Genomic DNA, 15,945 nt, shown 5'->3' on the forward strand with positions numbered 1-15,945 from the left:
ATGGAGGTAGCAGTTTATAACTCGAAAGGAGAGGATACAGGCAAAAAAGTGAATTTGTCTGATGATATCTTCGGAATTGAGCCGAACGAGCACGCGATCTACTTAGACGTGAAACAATACCTGGCAAACCAACGTCAGGGAACGCACAAGGCAAAAGAACGGGGTGAGAATGCTCACTCAACCCGTAAGATTAAGAAACAGAAAGGTACGGGTGGTGCGCGCGCCGGTTCTATCAAATCGCCGGTATTTGTTGGCGGTGGAACCATCTTCGGTCCTCGTCCCCGCGACTACTCGTTCAAACTGAACAAGAAAGTTAAGCAACTTGCTCGTAAGTCGGCGTTGGCCGCTAAAGCGAAAGGAAACAGTGTTTCAATCCTGGATAACTTTACGCTGGAAGCAGCCCGTACGAAATCATACATCGAGTTTCTGAATGGTTTTCAGGCATTGAATACTAAAACGTTGTTGATTCTGCCAGAGGTAGACGCAAACGTAGTTCTGTCAAGCCGTAACCTGCAGAAAGCGAAAGTAACGACGGCTGATAACGTCAACACCTATGATCTGATGCACGCTGATCGTCTGCTGATTGCGGAAGGTGCCTTGTCGAAACTAGAATCTCTTCTCCAGTAATTGACTATGGAAAACGTACTGAAAAGACCGATCATTACCGAGAAGGTGACGGCCCAGAACAAGAAAGGCCAATACGGATTTGAGGTATCGATGAATGCCAACAAAATCGAAATCAAAAAGGCCGTCGAAAAACTGTACGGTGTTACGGTAACGGAAGTAAACACGATGCGGTGCATTGGTCATAAAAAATCAAAAAGCACGAAAAAAGGCGCAATCACTTCTGGCCGTACATCAACCTGGAAAAAAGCAATCGTTACGGTTGCCGAAGGAGAGATCATCGATATTTACGCCGAAGCATAAGGGGTAACCCAACCACGAACGACTAAACGAAGTAGTTAGGAATCATGGGAGTTAAGAAACTGAAACCAACAACCCCGAGTCAGCGTTTTCGGGTGGCCCCGGACTTTGCCGAGATCACTACCGACAAACCGGAACGGAGCCTGCTGGTAACGATAAAAAGAACCGGTGGTCGTAACAACCAGGGACACCGGTCGATGCGCTACATCGGTGGCGGTCACAAAAAACAATACCGGATTATCGACTTCAAACGCGATAAGATGGATATTCCGGCAACGGTTAAAACGATCGAGTACGATCCGAACCGTTCCGCTCGTATTGCGCTGCTTTTCTATGCTGATGGCGAGAAACGCTATATTCTTGCTCCACAGGGCATTACCGTTGGACAACAAGTGATTGCGGGCGCATCAGTCGCTCCCGAAGTAGGAAATGCCCTGCCACTGTCGTCCATGCCGATTGGTACTATCGTTCACAACGTTGAGCTAAAGCCTGGCAAAGGTGGAGCGATGGTTCGGAGTGCGGGTACATACGCACAGTTGGTTGCCCGGGAAGATAAATACGCGATCTTGCGGATGCCTTCGGGGGAACAACGGATGGTACTGGGAACTTGCATTGCAACGGTCGGTTCTGTGTCCAACCCGGACCACATGAACGTCAGCATCGGTAAAGCGGGTCGTACTCGCTGGCTGGGCCGCCGTCCGCGCGTTCGTGGTGTTGCCATGAACCCGGTCGATCACCCAATGGGTGGTGGTGAAGGACGGGCGTCTGGTGGTCACCCACGTTCACGTACGGGTCTGTATGCAAAAGGCAAGAAGACTCGCCCGGTAAACAAATATTCAGATCGTTTGATCATTAGTAAACGGAAAAAATAAGAGGTAGATGGCACGCTCACTTAAAAAGGGTCCCTACATAGATTTTCGTCTGGAAAAAAAGGTGGAAACCATGAATGATTCGGGTCGTAAGTCCGTTATCAAAACTTGGTCACGCCGTTCAATGATTTCTCCGGATTTCGTTGGCCATACGTTCGCCGTCCACAATGGCAATAAGTTCATTCCGGTATATGTTACCGAGAACATGGTCGGTCATAAGTTAGGCGAGTTTTCACCAACCCGTAACTTCCGGGGCCACGTTGCGAAGAAAGACAAAGGCAAACGATAGAATTGTTTAACGTTTACCGCTTGAAAGTTTACTGAAGGCGTTAAACCTGAAACCAAAAAAATGGAAGCAGTAGCAAAGCTAAAAAATGTGCCTTCGTCTCCTCGTAAAATGCGGCTGGTTGCCGATATGATTCGGGGGCAGAAGGTGAGCAAAGCGTTGGGAATTCTGCGTTATCAACCTCAGGCTGGTGCTGCATTGCTGGAAAAGCTGCTGCTATCGGCGGTTGCTAACTGGCAGCAAAAAAACGAGAACGAACGTGCTGAAGATGCCGATCTATACGTAAAAACGATCTTTGTAGATGGTGGCCGGATGCTGAAGCGTCTGCGTCCTGCTCCTCAAGGACGTGGCCACCGGATTCGTAAACGTTCTAATCACGTAACGATCATCGTTGAAAGTGCCGCAACCGGCCTTACCGTTGCACCAGAAGTTTCAACAGAAAACGCAGAATAACAAGACAATAAAATGGGACAAAAAGTAAACCCCGTTGGTTTTCGGCTTGGCATCGTTAAGGGATGGGATTCTAGCTGGTATGGCGGCAAAGAGTTTCCGGATAAGCTGGTTGAAGACGAACGAATCAGAAAATATATCCAGGCTCGTATTCCGAAAGGATCGATAGCCCGGGTTGTTATCGAGCGGACCCTGAAACGCATTACGCTGACTATTCACACGGCCCGTCCGGGTATTGTGATCGGTAAAGGTGGTGGTGAAGTCGATAAGATTAAGGAAGAGTTAAAGAAAATCACCGGTAAAGACGTTCAAATTAATATTTTCGAGATCAAACGTCCGGAAATTGATGCGAAACTGATTGGTGAGACGATTGCTCAACAACTTCAGGCTCGTATTTCATACCGTCGGGCCATGAAGCAGGCGATTAGCTCGGCCATCCGGGTTGGCGCTCAAGGAATCAAAGTTCGCGTATCGGGTCGTCTGGGCGGTGCTGAAATGGCTCGTACAGAAGAATACAAAGAAGGTCGCGTACCGCTGCACACGCTGCGTGCGGATATCGACTACGCCATTTCAGAAGCTCAAACGATTTACGGCAAAATCGGAATCAAAGTTTGGGTTTTTAAAGGTGAGCTGTACGGTAAGCGGGATTTGTCACCAGCTGCTCAAATCACGGCTGCTCAATCGGAGCGCGGTGGCGAGCGGAGCGAACGCCGTGGCGATCGCGGAGATCGTCGTGGGGATCGCGGTGGTGATGGCGAGCGCAACGACCGTCGCCGGGGCCGGAACGATCAGAACCGGGGTGGTCAGCGTGGTGGTCAAGGCCAGGGCGGACGCAAGAGATAGTAAGAACATCGGGCGTCAGCTATAGCAGCGTCCTTTAGATACGACTAAAGATGTTACAACCAAAAAGAACCAAGTTTCGTAAGCAGCAGAAAGGCCGGGTTAAAGGCGTCGCCGGACGTGGTCACCAAATCGCTTTCGGATCGTTTGCCATCAAGTCGCTGGAACCCGGTTGGATTACAGCCCGTCAAATTGAAGCGGCTCGTATTTCCGTAACCCGCGCTATGAAACGAGAAGGCCAAGTATGGATTCGGATCTTCCCCGATAAAGTAATTACGAAAAAGCCTGCCGAAGTACGGATGGGTAAAGGGAAAGGTGCTCCCGAATATTGGGTAGCTACCATTAAGCCCGGTACGATTTTGTTTGAAGCAACCGGCGTACCGCTGGATGTGGCAAATGAGGCCCTGCGGTTAGCAGCACAAAAGCTGCCGATCAAAACAAGATTCGTTGTTCGTCGGGATTATCAAGAAACAGAAGGCTAACTCGGGAAAAGGTTGCCAGTTAAGGAATGAATCCCAAAACGGGCAACTACCAACAAAATTCAGTCATGAAAAAGAACGAGATTAAGTCGCTGACGGTTGAACAATTGAATGAGCAGGTAGCGGCTGAAAAAGATCGCTTGCAAAAGTTAAAGTTTGCGCACGCTATTTCGCCAATCGAAAACCCGTTGCGAATTCGCACAACGCGAAAACTGATTGCTCAATTACTGACCGAGCTGACTAGTAAACAAAAAGCCAGCTAATTTAACGGTATTGACTCATGGAGCAGCAAGGAAGAAATCTAAGAAAAGAAAGAATTGGTAAAGTGGTCAGCAACAAAATGGAAAAATCCATTACAGTTGCGGTCGATCGGAAAGTGCAGCACCCAATTTATGGGAAATTTATGCACCGTACGAAGAAGTTCATGGCCCACGACGAGAAAAATGAGTGCGGAATCGGAGATACCGTTCGCATTATGGAGACCCGTCCGTTGAGCAAGAACAAATGTTGGCGGTTAGTCGAAATCATTGAAAAGGCGAAGTAATCATGATCCAGCAAGAATCACGTTTGGGCGTAGCCGATAACAGCGGTGCCAAAGAAGTACTTTGCATCCGGGTACTGGGTGGAACCGGCAAGCGTTTCGCTACAGTTGGAGATAAAATTGTAGTGACGGTAAAACAGGCACTTTCTTCAAGTAACATGAAGAAAGGGACAGTTTCCAAAGCGGTAGTCGTTCGGACTAAGAAGGAGGTACGCCGGAAAGACGGGTCGTACATCCGGTTTGAAGATAACGCGGCTGTGCTGCTGAACAACAATGACGAGCCCCGGGGCACCCGCATTTTTGGGCCCGTAGCCCGTGAATTGCGCGAGAAGCAGTTTATGAAAATCGTTTCCTTAGCTCCAGAAGTATTGTAACTATGAAGAATGTAGCAGATAAACCTGCGAAGTTACACATCAAAAAAGGAGATACTGTCAAAGTTATTTCCGGTAACTCGAAGGGTCAAACCGGTACGATATTGCGCGTTTTGGTCGATAAACAACGCGCCGTGGTTGAAGGAGTGAATATGATCACCAAACACGTAAAACCATCGGCAGCCAACCCCCAGGGGAGTTTGGAAAAGCGTGAAGGAACAATTCACATCAGCAATCTGATGATCATTGATCCAACGACTAACGAACCTTCCCGGACTGGCCGCAAACTGAACGATAAAGGTAAGTTGCAACGATTCTCGAAGAAATCGGGTAATTTTATCTAATTTATTAGGAATCAGGAACGTATAACAAGGTACGAAAGTGGCAACTCCGAGACTGAAAGAGAAATATACGAACGAAATCGTGTCCCAACTGAAGGAAAAGTTTCAGTACAAAAGCATCATGCAGGTGCCGAAACTGTCCAAAATTGTTGTTAACAAGGGGATTGGGGCCGCCGTTGCAGATAAGAAATTAGTAGATGTAGGTGTAGATGAACTGACTATGATTACAGGTCAGAAGGCTGTACCGACGATTGCGAAAAAAGCCGTCTCTAACTTCAAACTGCGTGAAGGAATGCCGATCGGGGCGAAAGTTACCCTGCGCGGAGAAAAGATGTATGAGTTCCTGGATCGTCTGACCGCTGTTGCTCTACCGCGCGTTCGTGACTTCAAAGGAATCAGCGACAAGGGCTTCGATGGTCGTGGTAACTACACGTTCGGTGTTCAGGAGCAGATCATTTTTCCGGAAATTACGATCGACAAAGTGAATCGGATTTCAGGAATGGACATTACGTTCGTTACAACGGCGAACACGGATGAAGAAAGCTTTGCATTATTGAAAGCGTTGGGCATGCCCTTCGCCGGAGGTAAAAAATAACGCATAACGCGACTAAAAACATGGCAAAAGAATCCATCAAAGCAAGAGAGCGTAAGCGGATTGCCTTAGTTGCAAAGTACGCTACAAAGCGTGCTGCACTGAAAGCAGCTGGTGATTACGCCGGATTAGATAAACTGCCGAAAAACGCTTCTCCGGTGCGCCTGCACAATCGGTGTAAGTTGACAGGCCGCCCACGTGGGTATATGCGGAAGTTTGGTATCTCCCGCGTAACCTTCCGCGAAATGGCCTCGGCTGGTAAGATCCCGGGTGTAACAAAGTCAAGCTGGTAAGTTTTACGCTATCTAGCGATTATCAAAACAATTCCCTAATTTTGCAGGCCCGTTTGAAAAGGCTTGCAGTTACTAATCAGGAGGAAATGAATACTGATCCCATAGCAGATTATCTGACTCGCATCAGAAATGCGATCCGCGCCAAGCACCGGGTCGTCGAAATTCCTGCTTCCAATATAAAGAAGGAGATCACTAAGGTACTCTTTGATAAAGGCTTCATCCAGAACTACCGGTTCGATGAGACAGGCCCCCAAGGAAGTATCAAGATTGCGCTGAAGTATAATCCTGTAACGAAACAGCCAGCAATTGTTGACTTGCAGCGGGTAAGCCGTCCAGGTCTGCGTCAGTACAAAGGAGCTACGGACATTCCGCGCATCTTCAACGGCCTAGGTGTCGCCATCGTCTCTACTTCAAAAGGAGTTATGACGGACAAGGAAGCCCGGACGCTGAACGTAGGTGGTGAGGTATTGTGTTACGTATATTAATCAGAAACTATGTCACGCGTAGGTAATAAAATCATTGCACTGCCCGAGAAAGTATCAGTTTCGGTCGAGAACGGTAACACAGTTACGGTGAAAGGCCCGAAGGGAACACTGTCGCAGAGCATCAACCCGGACATCAAACTGGAAATCGCTGACGGCGAACTGAAAGTGGTTCGTCCCAATGATCAGAAGCGTTTTAAATCCCTACACGGATTGTATCGCGCTCTGGTAAACAACATGGTAACAGGCGTTAGCACGGGTTACCGGATTGAACTTGAAATTGTAGGGGTCGGTTACAAAGCTGTTGCCTCAAACAATATCCTTCAGTTGACTTTAGGTTATTCGCACGATATTTACGTTGCGATTCCGAATGAGCTGAATGTAACGGCTGTTACGGAGAAAGGGCAAAACCCGAAAGTGATTCTGGAAGGGATTGACAAGCAACTGATCGGTGATGTAGCCGCCAAGATTCGGTCCCTGCGTAAAGTGGAGCCGTACAAAGGTAAAGGTATCCGGTTTGTGGGCGAAGCAATCCGTCGTAAAGCTGGTAAATCTGCTTCTAAGAAATAAGCAGTAATAGGTGAACCATATAATAAGCACAGGCGAAAATGGCTGTCACAAAAGAAAGCAGGAGACTGCGCATTAAAAGACATATTCGGAATAAAGTATCCGGAACGGCAGATCAGCCGAGATTATCAGTGTTCCGGTCAAACTCCCGGATTTATGCTCAAATCATTGATGATGAGAAAGGCCACACGCTGGTGAGTGCATCTTCAATTGATATTAACGGCAAAGATAAAAAAGGCGTCAACGTTGACACGGCAAAACAAGTCGGACAAGCGTTGGCGGAGAAAGCAACTACCAACGGCATTACCAAGGTAGTTTTTGATCGGAACGGTTATTTGTATCATGGTAAGGTGAAAGCTTTGGCCGACGGTGCTAGAGAAGGCGGCCTTCAATTTTAAGCAAAACAATGGTAACCAGCACAAGACCTGCTAAAGTTAACGAATCAGACCTGAAGGAACGCGTGGTAGCTATCAATCGCGTTGCAAAGGTGGTGAAAGGTGGTCGGCGTTTTAGCTTTGCCGCTATTGTTGTCGTCGGTGACAGCAACGGTGTGGTTGGCTACGGCCTGGGCAAAGCAAACGAAGTAACGGATGCTATTGCTAAAGGAATTGAGGATGCGAAAAAGAACCTGGTACAGGTTCCTTTGCTGAAACATACAGTTCCTCACGAAATGGAAGGAAAATTCAGCGGTGGTTTTGTCCTGCTGAAACCTGCTTCAGCCGGTACAGGCGTTATTGCTGGTGGAGCTATGCGTGCCGTTCTGGAGAGCGCAGGTATCCGCGATGTATTGGCCAAATCAAAAGGTTCTTCCAATCCGCACAACGTAGTTAAAGCGACTATCGATGCGCTGCTGAAAATGCGGGCTCCGCATCAGGTGGCATTTCAGCGTGGAGTGAAGCTGAGTAAGGTTTTCAACGGATAAGCGTCCTTTATAACTGCAATAGAAATGGCACGGATTAAAATCACACAGGTTCGCAGCATCATTAAGCGGCCGAAAACACAGAAGCTAGCGATTCAGTCGCTGGGTCTGGGAAAAATCAACCGTAGCGTTTCATTGGAATACAATGACGCAGTCGGTGGAATCATCCGTAAAGTACAACATTTAATTAAAGTAGAAGAAATTTAATCTCATGAATCTGAATACGCTTAAACCTGCGCAAGGATCCGTCCGGGAGCGCAAGCGAGTAGGTCGAGGTACGGGTTCTGGCATGGGTGGCACGTCCACCCGTGGCCATAAAGGCGCCCAATCGCGTTCTGGTTACAGCGCGAAGAAAAACTTCGAAGGTGGTCAAATGCCCTTGCAACGCCGGGTGCCGAAATTTGGCTTTAAAAATATTAACCGGGTTGAGTATAAGCCAATTAACCTGGATACACTTCAGCAACTGATCGAAAAAGCTGGTGTTACTTCGATCGATGTTGATGTGTTGCTACAAAACGGTTTAGTCGGTAAAAACGACAAAATAAAAATTTTGAGCCGGGGCGAATTGTCTTCTGCAATCGAAGTAAAAGCACATAGCTTTTCGCAGAAAGCGATTGAGGTTATTGAGAAAGCAGGCGGTAAAGCAATTAAGCTCTAATCAGCTCGCTCGTTCGTAGTAGATTTAGCCAATATTTTTTCGTAAATTTGTTGACTTTTTTCGGACGAGCAGCTTGATACACTAATGAAACGATTAATCACAACCCTTCAGAATATTTTTTCGATTGAGGAACTGCGTACCCGCATTCTCAACACCTTGTTGTTTGTGACGGTTTTTCGCTTGGGCTCTCAGATCGTACTACCCGGTGTTGATCCGGATAGACTAAATCTGACTCCGCAAGGGTTGTTAGGTTTGGTAGATATTTTTGTGGGAGGAGCTTTTAGTAAAGCATCAATCTTTGCGCTGGGAATTATGCCATATATCTCGGCATCGATTGCCATACAGCTCCTAACGCTAGCATTACCTTACTTCCAAAAAATGCAGAAGGAAGGTGAGTCGGGTCGCAAACGGTTGAATCAAATCACCCGGGTGTTAACGATTTTCGTTACAGCTGCGCAGGCCATTACTTACTTGACTACGACCATTCCGAACGAAGCTGTGATGATCAATCCAACAACGTTTCGGATCGTGTCTGTGTTTATCCTGACCGGTGGCACCATTTTCTGTATGTGGTTAGGTGAGCGGATTACGGATAAGGGAATCGGTAACGGGATTTCCATGCTGATTATGATTGGCATTGTGTCTCGCTTTCCAGGCGCGGTTTACGGAGAAGCTTTATCCCGTGGATCGGGTGGTGCACTCCTCTTCGTCCTAGAGATTGTTGCTCTTTTCTTTGTTGTAATGGGCGCTGTTGTACTGACCCAGGCTGTTCGTCGGATACCCATTCAATATGCAAAACAAGTAGTTGGCAATAAAGTAGTGGGTGGTCAACGTCAATATTTACCACTGAAATTGAACGCTGCCGGTGTGATGCCCATCATTTTTGCTCAGGCTTTGATGTTCGTACCATCATTGGTTGCCTCTTTCTTCGCTGAGAAAAGTGATTTGGCGGGATCGGTACAGACGGTTTTCTCCGATTATACGTCTTGGCAGTACAATGTGCTGTTTGCCGTATTGATCATTGTCTTTACCTTTTTTTACACGGCAATTTCAGTCAACCCGAATCAGATCGCGGATGATATGAAACGGAGCGGAGGTTTTATCCCGGGTGTTAAACCTGGTTTTATGACCTCTGAATACATTGGACAGGTACTGGACCGGATTACCCTTCCAGGGGCATTGATGTTGGCAACAGTAGCTATATTACCTGCTATTGCTGCTCTGATGGGAATGACGCGAAATTTCTCGCAGTTCTTTGGAGGGACCTCCCTGCTAATTATGGTCGGTGTTGTGCTGGATACGTTGCAGCAAATAGAAAGTTATCTTTTGATGCGCCGTTACGAAGGCTTGATGAAGTCAGGACGTGTAACGGGCCGCACAGAAAGTGTAACCGCCTAAGGTAAGAAAATGATTTACCTGAAATCAGACGCCGAAATAGAGTTGATGAGAATCAGCGGCCAGGTTCTTGGTAAAGCTCATGCTGAAGTTGCTAAGCGGATTCGTCCGGGTGTAACGACGAAGGAATTGGATCGCGTGGCTGAAGAGTATATTCGTGATAACGGCGGTATTCCTTCCTTCAAAGGGTTTAACAATTTTCCGGCGTCCCTGTGTATCTCCGTGAATGAAACCGTTGTGCACGGATTTCCGAGCAAGTACGAACTAAAGGAAGGGGACATCATTTCGATTGATTGCGGAGTGAAACTTAACGGATACCATAGTGACAGCGCTTACACGTATCCTATTGGTGAAATTAGTCCAGAAGTCCGCGATTTGCTCGTCCGTACGAAGCAATCTTTGTACTACGGCATTGAGAAAGCTGTGGAAGGAAACCGGATTGGTGATATTGGATTTGCCGTACAAAGTTACGTAGAGAAGTTTGGTTATTCTGTTGTTCGAGAGTTAGTCGGTCATGGTCTTGGAAAAAGCCTGCACGAAAGCCCCGAAGTTCCCAACTACGGTAAACGAGGTCAAGGAATTAAGCTTAAAGAGGGGATGGTGCTGGCGATTGAGCCGATGGTGAACTTAGGAAAGAAAAACATCGTTCAGGAAAGAGACGGCTGGACCATTCGAACTGCTGACCGTAAGCCGTCTGCTCATTTTGAACATTCGGTAGCCATTCGAAAAGGAAAGCCGGAAATATTGACCACATTCCAATATATTGAAGAAGTAACGGCAAACACCAGTTTAATGGTTGAAGCCGCTGAAGCGACCATAATGTAACGAATGGCAAAACAGACATCCATCGAACAAGACGGTACCATTGTAGAAGCACTCTCCAATGCGATGTTTCGTGTACAACTCGAAAATAAGCATGAAGTAATTGCTCACATTTCTGGGAAAATGCGGATGAATTACATTAAGATTTTGCCGGGTGACCGCGTAAAGTTGGAGATGTCACCGTATGATCTGACAAAAGCACGAATTGTTTATCGATATAAATAACGCTTGGCGTTAAGCAATTTTTGAGACCGAGCAGTAGATCTTAAACGAAGGGAAACCATGAAAGTCAAAGCGTCTATTAAAAAGCGCAGCGCTGAATGTAAAGTGATTCGCCGGAAGGGCAAACTTTACGTTATTAACAAAAAGAATCCAAGATACAAACAAAGACAAGGATAATCACTGAATATGGCACGTATCGCAGGGGTTGATATTCCCGACCGGAAGCGCGGTGAAATTGCGTTGACCTACATCTTTGGCATTGGCCGTAGTTCAGCGCAGACGATTTTAAACAGAGCAGGCGTTTCTGTTGACAAAAAGGTTAGCGAATGGAATGACGAAGAGTCAAACGCCATTCGGACCATCATCAGCGGAGAATACAAAGTAGAAGGTGCGCTGAAATCTGAGGTCCAACTGAACATCAAACGTCTGATGGACATCGGATGTTACCGGGGCCTTCGGCACCGGAAAGGTTTGCCGGTTCGTGGACAGCATACGAAGAATAACTCTCGTACGCGGAAAGGTAAACGTAAGACCGTAGCGAACAAGAAGAAAGCAACTAAATAATAAGGTTTAAAGTTTGAAGTTTAGGTTTTACAAGCCGTTGTGCTTTTAAAGCTTAGACTTTGAACGTTAAACGATCAACTAACAATGGCTCAGGCAAAACGCAAGGATAAAGCGAAAAAACGGGTAGTAGTGGTTGAACCTGTTGGTCAGGTTCACATCCGGGCTTCGTTCAACAACATCATCATTTCTATTACTAACAGTTCCGGCCAGGTAATCTCTTGGGCGTCGGCAGGTAAAATGGGCTTTAAAGGCTCAAAGAAGAACACGCCGTATGCCGCACAGACTGCTGCTCAGAACTGCGCCACGGTAGCGCATGACCTAGGAATGCGCAAAGCCGAAGTTTTTGTTAAAGGACCGGGTTCAGGCCGTGAATCGGCTATCCGTACTATCCAGAACTCTGGTATTGAAGTGACGTCGATCAAAGATATCACTCCGTTGCCCCACAACGGTTGCCGCCCCCCCAAACGCCGTCGCGTTTAATCAATATTGTTCAGTTATGCAGTTCACTGTTAAGAAGCTGCTCCATCAATGAATACGGACAGGCGACATTAGGTTGTGTCTGTTCTTTTTCGTTATTCATTATTTACGTTACAAATGGCAAGATACACCGGCCCCAAGGCCAAAATCTCCCGCAAATTTGGTGAGCCAATCCTCGGCCCCAGCAAAGCATTACAAAAGAAAGCCTATGGTCCTGGTCAACACGGACGTGGCCGCAAACGGAAACAGTCAGAATATGCTGTTCAGTTGCAGGAAAAACAAAAAGTAAAGTATATCTACGGTATTCTGGAGCGTCAGTTCCGGGGCTTATTCCACCGGGCCGTTGTGAAAGAGGGAATTACGGGTGAAAACCTGCTGAAACTTTGCGAAGCACGTCTGGATAATACAGTTTATCGTTTGGGCATTGCTCCAACGCGTCGGGCCGCCCGTCAATTGGTATCACACAAACACATTGCCGTTGATGGCGAAGTGGTAAATATAGCTTCTTATTCATTGAAGCCCGGTCAGTTGATCAGCGTTCGTGAGAAATCAAAATCACTCGAAGCCGTCTCTGCGAGCTTGAGCACCCGCGGTGCTAAACGCTACAACTGGTTAGAATGGGATCAACAACAACTGCAGGGCAAGTTCACGAACTACCCGGAGCGTGATCAGATTCCTGAGAACGTCAACGAGCAGTTAGTTGTCGAATTATATTCGAAATAATAGTTGCGGTTTTCAGGTTACTGCTCTGGTGAGTCATGAAAGCAGTAACAAACTGGAAATGGTATACTACACATTTTATTTGAACTGTTAACAACAAAATCGTATGTCAATATTAGCGTTCCAAATGCCCGATAAAGTTGTCATGGAGCGAGCTGACGACTTTCACGGGTTGTTTGAGTTCAAGCCACTCGAAAAGGGCTATGGCGTGACCATAGGGAATGCGTTGCGGAGAATTCTGCTGTCATCGCTGGAGGGCTATGCCATCACCAGCGTACGGTTCCCTGGCGTACTGCATGAATTCTCTTCAATAGAAGGCGTCGTTGAGGATGTTACCGAGATCATTCTGAACCTGAAAATGGTGCGGTTCAAGAAGGTTTCGGACATGGTCGACAACAAAATTACCGTTACGATTAAGAATCAGTCGGTGTTAAAGGCTGGTGATATATCTAAATTCTCAGCGTCATTCGAGGTGTTGAATCCCGATCTGGAGATTTGCCACATTGATGATACGCGTGAATTGGAAATGGAAATCTACGTGGAAAAAGGTCGTGGCTATATCCCGGCTGACGAACCACGTGCCAACGAATTGCCGTTCGGTCACATTCCAATCGATGCAATTTACACGCCGATCAAAAACGTACGTTATAGTGTTGAAAACACGCGGGTTGAGCAAAAAACTGACTATGAGCGGTTGCTGCTTGACATTGAAACGGACGGTTCTATTCACCCGGAAGAAGCCCTGAAAGGTGCGGCTACGATCCTGATTCAGCACTTTATGTTATTCTCGGATCAAACGATGACGTTTGAAACCGCGAAAGCTGAGGAAGACAACGTAGTAGATGAAGAAATGCTGCACATGCGGAAGCTGTTAAAGACTCCGCTGGCCGATCTTGATCTGTCCGTACGCGCTTACAACTGTTTGAAATCTGCCGACGTAAAATCACTGGGCGATCTGGTGAAACTGGAGATTTCAGACATGATGAAATTTAGAAACTTCGGTAAGAAGTCGCTGACTGAGCTTGAGCAGTTGGTTGCCGAAAAGAATCTGACCTTCGGCATGGACATTTCCAAATACAGATTAGACGAGGACTAATACCATGAGACACGGTAAAAAAAATAATCATCTTGGCAGGACCTATTCACACCGTGCAGCTATGCTGTCGAACATGGCGTCCTCGCTAATTCTGAGCAAGCGTATTGAAACAACGGTTGCGAAGGCGAAAGAGCTGCGGAAATACGTTGAACCGCTGCTGACCCGCGCTAAAAACGATTCGTACCAAAATCGTCGGGTTGTTTTCTCATACCTCCAGAATAAGGAGACGATGAAAGAACTTTTCAACGTTGTTTCAGATAAGATTTCAAATCGCCCGGGTGGCTACACCCGTATCATTAAGCTGGGCAACCGGATTGGTGATAACGCTGAAACCTGTATCATCGAGCTGGTTGACTTCAACGAAACGTTATTAGCAGCAGCTACTGAAGATCAGAAAGCAACCCGTACCCGCCGTAGCCGTCGTAGCGCTGGCGCTCGTAAAGCTGACGAAACTGCTGAAGCTACCCCGGTGGCTGAAGCGACGCCAGCAGCAGAAGCAGCACCGGCGGCCGAAGCGGCTGTTCCGGCCGAAGAGCCAGCGGCAGAGAAAGCTCCGGAGACTCCGGAAGCTTCAGCTGAATCAACGGACGAGGAAGCAAAATCTTAATGCCATAGAGTCCGGATAGCTTTGAAATTCACTGCCTATACGACGACATGGTCACGACCGGATACTGCTGTTTGCTGTATTAACCTTGATAAGTTAACGGCTTACGAACTAAAAAGCAGTCGAGCTGGTTTTACTATTGTGAAGAACAAACTCACATACAAAACAGAGGGTTAACCGTAATGGGTTAACCCTTTTTTTTAACTCAGAAACTCCAAAGCAATTCATGAAACAGGTTCAGCAACCAGCTGCTTTATTGGTTTTGAAAGATGGTTCCGTATTTAGAGGAACGGCCCTTGGTAAAATTGGAACGGCGGGTGGCGAAATATGCTTCAACACAGGCATGACTGGCTATCAGGAGATTTATACAGATCCTTCGTATTACGGTCAGGTGATTGTTAACACCACTTCGCACATTGGTAATTACGGAGTGCAATACCGGGATGAAGAAGAGTCGGGTAATGTAACAATCCGGGGAATGGTCTGTAACTTCTTCTCGCAAATTCATTCGCGGAATACGGCTGATACCTCGTTGCAGGAGTACTTTGAACGCGCAAATATCGTCGGGATCAGCGGGATTGATACTCGTCAGGTGGTGCGGCACATTCGGGACAAGGGTGTAATGAACTGCATCATCTCCTCCGAAATTCTGGACCCCGCGGTGTTGCTGGAACGCCTGCACCAGATTCCGGACATGGAAGGACTGGAGCTTTCGTCTGAAGTGAGTACGAAAAAAATATATGAAGTAGGCGATCCGAACGTTTCCGACTTCAAAGTGGCCGTGCTGGATTTGGGCATCAAAAAAAGTATCCTGAATAACCTGGCTGGTCGGGGTGCTCATTGTCGGGTGTTTCCGGCTAAAACGCCCTTTGAAGAGATTAATGCTTGGAACCCGAACGGCTATTTTATCTCGAATGGTCCAGGTGATCCGGCAGCCATGCCGTACGCCGTTGAAACCGTCAAGCAGGCGCTCGAAACCGATAAGCCGCTATTTGGCATTTGCCTGGGCCACCAGATTCTATCACTGGCCAGCGGTATTTCAACCTACAAAATGCACAACGGCCACCGGGGACTCAACCATCCGGTCAAAAACCTGATCACCGGTCGTTGTGAAGTAACATCTCAAAACCACGGTTTTGCGGTGCGGGCTGACGAAGTAATGGACAATGCGGATATTGAACTGACGCACGTCAACCTGAATGATAAAACCATCGAAGGAATTCGTCGGAAAGATCGACCGGCGTTTTCGGTGCAATACCACCCCGAAGCTTCACCGGGGCCGCACGATTCGCGGTACTTGTTCGATGATTTTGTGAAACTCATTGAAGTGGAAGCACGATAATAAAAAATCCGGCCTGCGAGCCGGATTTTTTTATGCGGTCTTGCTTAACACAGGTTTATTTAAATACTAAATTAGGAGGGGAACTAAGCTA

29 protein-coding genes are annotated in these 15,945 nt (G+C 47.2%); all 29 read left to right on the top strand.

Going from position 1 to position 15,945, the window contains the following annotated elements:
- The 29 genes from rplD (at position 1) to carA (ending at position 15,854) form a co-directional block, all read left to right on the top strand.
- Positions 1-627: a 50S ribosomal protein L4 gene (gene rplD, locus OQ371_RS08695; RefSeq protein ID WP_265993385.1), complete on the top strand. Its 627-nt coding sequence runs from the start codon at positions 1-3 to the stop codon at positions 625-627.
- Positions 628-633: 6 nt separating this feature from the next.
- Positions 634-927: a 50S ribosomal protein L23 gene (rplW, locus tag OQ371_RS08700; RefSeq protein WP_111626179.1), complete on the top strand. Its 294-nt coding sequence runs from the start codon at positions 634-636 to the stop codon at positions 925-927.
- A 44-nt stretch (positions 928-971) separates the two neighbouring features.
- On the top strand, positions 972-1,796 hold the full coding sequence (gene rplB / locus OQ371_RS08705) for a 50S ribosomal protein L2 (RefSeq protein WP_265993386.1): 825 nt from the start codon (positions 972-974) through the stop codon (positions 1,794-1,796).
- Between the two features lie 7 nt (positions 1,797-1,803).
- Positions 1,804-2,082: a 30S ribosomal protein S19 gene (gene rpsS / locus OQ371_RS08710; protein ID WP_111626181.1), complete on the top strand. Its 279-nt coding sequence runs from the start codon at positions 1,804-1,806 to the stop codon at positions 2,080-2,082.
- Between the two features lie 60 nt (positions 2,083-2,142).
- On the top strand, positions 2,143-2,532 hold the full coding sequence (rplV, locus tag OQ371_RS08715; protein ID WP_111627419.1) for a 50S ribosomal protein L22: 390 nt from the start codon (positions 2,143-2,145) through the stop codon (positions 2,530-2,532).
- 12 nt (positions 2,533-2,544) lie between these two features.
- On the top strand, positions 2,545-3,372 hold the full coding sequence (gene rpsC / locus OQ371_RS08720) for a 30S ribosomal protein S3 (RefSeq protein WP_265993387.1): 828 nt from the start codon (positions 2,545-2,547) through the stop codon (positions 3,370-3,372).
- Between the two features lie 50 nt (positions 3,373-3,422).
- The gene (rplP, locus tag OQ371_RS08725; protein WP_265993388.1) at positions 3,423-3,851 is read left to right on the top strand and encodes a 50S ribosomal protein L16; all 429 of its coding nucleotides are present in this window, start codon (positions 3,423-3,425) and stop codon (positions 3,849-3,851) included.
- A 65-nt stretch (positions 3,852-3,916) separates the two neighbouring features.
- Positions 3,917-4,111 carry a 50S ribosomal protein L29 gene (gene rpmC, locus OQ371_RS08730; RefSeq protein WP_265993389.1) on the top strand — a complete coding sequence of 65 codons (195 nt, stop codon included), beginning with the start codon at positions 3,917-3,919 and terminating at the stop codon, positions 4,109-4,111.
- Positions 4,112-4,128: 17 nt separating this feature from the next.
- Positions 4,129-4,392 (top strand): 30S ribosomal protein S17, encoded by a 264-nt coding sequence (gene rpsQ / locus OQ371_RS08735; RefSeq protein WP_265993390.1) that lies wholly within the window; start codon positions 4,129-4,131, stop codon positions 4,390-4,392.
- A gap of 2 nt (positions 4,393-4,394) precedes the next feature.
- Positions 4,395-4,763: a 50S ribosomal protein L14 gene (gene rplN, locus OQ371_RS08740; protein ID WP_134032187.1), complete on the top strand. Its 369-nt coding sequence runs from the start codon at positions 4,395-4,397 to the stop codon at positions 4,761-4,763.
- Between the two features lie 2 nt (positions 4,764-4,765).
- Complete coding sequence (rplX, locus tag OQ371_RS08745; RefSeq protein ID WP_265993391.1) at positions 4,766-5,104, top strand: 50S ribosomal protein L24; 339 nt, start codon at positions 4,766-4,768, stop codon at positions 5,102-5,104.
- 37 nt (positions 5,105-5,141) lie between these two features.
- Complete coding sequence (gene rplE / locus OQ371_RS08750) at positions 5,142-5,696, top strand: 50S ribosomal protein L5 (RefSeq protein ID WP_265993392.1); 555 nt, start codon at positions 5,142-5,144, stop codon at positions 5,694-5,696.
- Between the two features lie 20 nt (positions 5,697-5,716).
- On the top strand, positions 5,717-5,986 hold the full coding sequence (gene rpsN / locus OQ371_RS08755) for a 30S ribosomal protein S14 (RefSeq protein ID WP_134032179.1): 270 nt from the start codon (positions 5,717-5,719) through the stop codon (positions 5,984-5,986).
- An 86-nt stretch (positions 5,987-6,072) separates the two neighbouring features.
- Positions 6,073-6,471 (top strand): 30S ribosomal protein S8, encoded by a 399-nt coding sequence (gene rpsH, locus OQ371_RS08760; RefSeq protein WP_265993393.1) that lies wholly within the window; start codon positions 6,073-6,075, stop codon positions 6,469-6,471.
- 9 nt (positions 6,472-6,480) lie between these two features.
- The gene (gene rplF / locus OQ371_RS08765) at positions 6,481-7,038 is read left to right on the top strand and encodes a 50S ribosomal protein L6 (protein ID WP_265993394.1); all 558 of its coding nucleotides are present in this window, start codon (positions 6,481-6,483) and stop codon (positions 7,036-7,038) included.
- Between the two features lie 38 nt (positions 7,039-7,076).
- Positions 7,077-7,433 carry a 50S ribosomal protein L18 gene (gene rplR / locus OQ371_RS08770; protein ID WP_265993395.1) on the top strand — a complete coding sequence of 119 codons (357 nt, stop codon included), beginning with the start codon at positions 7,077-7,079 and terminating at the stop codon, positions 7,431-7,433.
- 8 nt (positions 7,434-7,441) lie between these two features.
- Positions 7,442-7,957, top strand: a complete 516-nt coding sequence (rpsE, locus tag OQ371_RS08775; protein ID WP_111626193.1) for a 30S ribosomal protein S5 — start codon at positions 7,442-7,444, stop codon at positions 7,955-7,957.
- Between the two features lie 24 nt (positions 7,958-7,981).
- The gene (rpmD, locus tag OQ371_RS08780; RefSeq protein WP_265993396.1) at positions 7,982-8,161 is read left to right on the top strand and encodes a 50S ribosomal protein L30; all 180 of its coding nucleotides are present in this window, start codon (positions 7,982-7,984) and stop codon (positions 8,159-8,161) included.
- 4 nt (positions 8,162-8,165) lie between these two features.
- A complete protein-coding gene (gene rplO, locus OQ371_RS08785) occupies positions 8,166-8,612 on the top strand; it encodes a 50S ribosomal protein L15 (protein WP_265993397.1) in 447 nt (148 codons plus the stop codon).
- A gap of 84 nt (positions 8,613-8,696) precedes the next feature.
- The gene (gene secY, locus OQ371_RS08790; protein ID WP_265993398.1) at positions 8,697-10,010 is read left to right on the top strand and encodes a preprotein translocase subunit SecY; all 1,314 of its coding nucleotides are present in this window, start codon (positions 8,697-8,699) and stop codon (positions 10,008-10,010) included.
- A 9-nt stretch (positions 10,011-10,019) separates the two neighbouring features.
- Positions 10,020-10,832 (top strand): type I methionyl aminopeptidase, encoded by an 813-nt coding sequence (gene map, locus OQ371_RS08795; protein WP_265993399.1) that lies wholly within the window; start codon positions 10,020-10,022, stop codon positions 10,830-10,832.
- 3 nt (positions 10,833-10,835) lie between these two features.
- A complete protein-coding gene (infA, locus tag OQ371_RS08800) occupies positions 10,836-11,054 on the top strand; it encodes a translation initiation factor IF-1 (protein ID WP_038119936.1) in 219 nt (72 codons plus the stop codon).
- 57 nt (positions 11,055-11,111) lie between these two features.
- Positions 11,112-11,228, top strand: coding sequence for a 50S ribosomal protein L36 (gene rpmJ, locus OQ371_RS08805; protein WP_038119933.1), 117 nt, complete (start codon positions 11,112-11,114; stop codon positions 11,226-11,228).
- 9 nt (positions 11,229-11,237) lie between these two features.
- Positions 11,238-11,615 (top strand): 30S ribosomal protein S13, encoded by a 378-nt coding sequence (rpsM, locus tag OQ371_RS08810; RefSeq protein ID WP_111626198.1) that lies wholly within the window; start codon positions 11,238-11,240, stop codon positions 11,613-11,615.
- An 84-nt stretch (positions 11,616-11,699) separates the two neighbouring features.
- Positions 11,700-12,095: a 30S ribosomal protein S11 gene (gene rpsK, locus OQ371_RS08815; RefSeq protein WP_265993400.1), complete on the top strand. Its 396-nt coding sequence runs from the start codon at positions 11,700-11,702 to the stop codon at positions 12,093-12,095.
- Positions 12,096-12,209: 114 nt separating this feature from the next.
- On the top strand, positions 12,210-12,815 hold the full coding sequence (gene rpsD, locus OQ371_RS08820) for a 30S ribosomal protein S4 (protein ID WP_265993401.1): 606 nt from the start codon (positions 12,210-12,212) through the stop codon (positions 12,813-12,815).
- 103 nt (positions 12,816-12,918) lie between these two features.
- Positions 12,919-13,908 (top strand): DNA-directed RNA polymerase subunit alpha, encoded by a 990-nt coding sequence (locus tag OQ371_RS08825; protein WP_265993402.1) that lies wholly within the window; start codon positions 12,919-12,921, stop codon positions 13,906-13,908.
- Between the two features lie 4 nt (positions 13,909-13,912).
- Positions 13,913-14,515, top strand: a complete 603-nt coding sequence (rplQ, locus tag OQ371_RS08830) for a 50S ribosomal protein L17 (protein WP_265993403.1) — start codon at positions 13,913-13,915, stop codon at positions 14,513-14,515.
- A 223-nt stretch (positions 14,516-14,738) separates the two neighbouring features.
- Positions 14,739-15,854: a glutamine-hydrolyzing carbamoyl-phosphate synthase small subunit gene (carA, locus tag OQ371_RS08835; RefSeq protein ID WP_265993404.1), complete on the top strand. Its 1,116-nt coding sequence runs from the start codon at positions 14,739-14,741 to the stop codon at positions 15,852-15,854.
- Positions 15,855-15,945: the final 91 nt, after the last annotated feature.

This window comes from Larkinella insperata (assembly GCF_026248825.1).
Taxonomy (GTDB): Bacteria; Bacteroidota; Bacteroidia; order Cytophagales; family Spirosomataceae; genus Larkinella; species Larkinella insperata.

Bases quoted from the DNA above. Each gene is read 5' to 3' on its own strand.
- rplD (WP_265993385.1), top strand. From the start codon at position 1: ATGGAGGTAGCAGTTTATAACTCGAAAGGAGAGGATACAGGCAAAAAA.
- rplW (WP_111626179.1), top strand. From the start codon at position 634: ATGGAAAACGTACTGAAAAGACCGATCATTACCGAGAAGGTGACGGCC.
- rplB (WP_265993386.1), top strand. From the start codon at position 972: ATGGGAGTTAAGAAACTGAAACCAACAACCCCGAGTCAGCGTTTTCGG.
- rpsS (WP_111626181.1), top strand. From the start codon at position 1,804: ATGGCACGCTCACTTAAAAAGGGTCCCTACATAGATTTTCGTCTGGAA.
- rplV (WP_111627419.1), top strand. From the start codon at position 2,143: ATGGAAGCAGTAGCAAAGCTAAAAAATGTGCCTTCGTCTCCTCGTAAA.
- rpsC (WP_265993387.1), top strand. From the start codon at position 2,545: ATGGGACAAAAAGTAAACCCCGTTGGTTTTCGGCTTGGCATCGTTAAG.
- rplP (WP_265993388.1), top strand. From the start codon at position 3,423: ATGTTACAACCAAAAAGAACCAAGTTTCGTAAGCAGCAGAAAGGCCGG.
- rpmC (WP_265993389.1), top strand. From the start codon at position 3,917: ATGAAAAAGAACGAGATTAAGTCGCTGACGGTTGAACAATTGAATGAG.
- rpsQ (WP_265993390.1), top strand. From the start codon at position 4,129: ATGGAGCAGCAAGGAAGAAATCTAAGAAAAGAAAGAATTGGTAAAGTG.
- rplN (WP_134032187.1), top strand. From the start codon at position 4,395: ATGATCCAGCAAGAATCACGTTTGGGCGTAGCCGATAACAGCGGTGCC.
- rplX (WP_265993391.1), top strand. From the start codon at position 4,766: ATGAAGAATGTAGCAGATAAACCTGCGAAGTTACACATCAAAAAAGGA.
- rpsN (WP_134032179.1), top strand. From the start codon at position 5,717: ATGGCAAAAGAATCCATCAAAGCAAGAGAGCGTAAGCGGATTGCCTTA.
- rpsH (WP_265993393.1), top strand. From the start codon at position 6,073: ATGAATACTGATCCCATAGCAGATTATCTGACTCGCATCAGAAATGCG.
- rplF (WP_265993394.1), top strand. From the start codon at position 6,481: ATGTCACGCGTAGGTAATAAAATCATTGCACTGCCCGAGAAAGTATCA.
- rplR (WP_265993395.1), top strand. From the start codon at position 7,077: ATGGCTGTCACAAAAGAAAGCAGGAGACTGCGCATTAAAAGACATATT.
- rpsE (WP_111626193.1), top strand. From the start codon at position 7,442: ATGGTAACCAGCACAAGACCTGCTAAAGTTAACGAATCAGACCTGAAG.
- rpmD (WP_265993396.1), top strand. From the start codon at position 7,982: ATGGCACGGATTAAAATCACACAGGTTCGCAGCATCATTAAGCGGCCG.
- rplO (WP_265993397.1), top strand. From the start codon at position 8,166: ATGAATCTGAATACGCTTAAACCTGCGCAAGGATCCGTCCGGGAGCGC.
- secY (WP_265993398.1), top strand. From the start codon at position 8,697: ATGAAACGATTAATCACAACCCTTCAGAATATTTTTTCGATTGAGGAA.
- map (WP_265993399.1), top strand. From the start codon at position 10,020: ATGATTTACCTGAAATCAGACGCCGAAATAGAGTTGATGAGAATCAGC.
- infA (WP_038119936.1), top strand. From the start codon at position 10,836: ATGGCAAAACAGACATCCATCGAACAAGACGGTACCATTGTAGAAGCA.
- rpmJ (WP_038119933.1), top strand. From the start codon at position 11,112: ATGAAAGTCAAAGCGTCTATTAAAAAGCGCAGCGCTGAATGTAAAGTG.
- rpsM (WP_111626198.1), top strand. From the start codon at position 11,238: ATGGCACGTATCGCAGGGGTTGATATTCCCGACCGGAAGCGCGGTGAA.
- rpsK (WP_265993400.1), top strand. From the start codon at position 11,700: ATGGCTCAGGCAAAACGCAAGGATAAAGCGAAAAAACGGGTAGTAGTG.
- rpsD (WP_265993401.1), top strand. From the start codon at position 12,210: ATGGCAAGATACACCGGCCCCAAGGCCAAAATCTCCCGCAAATTTGGT.
- OQ371_RS08825 (WP_265993402.1), top strand. From the start codon at position 12,919: ATGTCAATATTAGCGTTCCAAATGCCCGATAAAGTTGTCATGGAGCGA.
- rplQ (WP_265993403.1), top strand. From the start codon at position 13,913: ATGAGACACGGTAAAAAAAATAATCATCTTGGCAGGACCTATTCACAC.
- carA (WP_265993404.1), top strand. From the start codon at position 14,739: ATGAAACAGGTTCAGCAACCAGCTGCTTTATTGGTTTTGAAAGATGGT.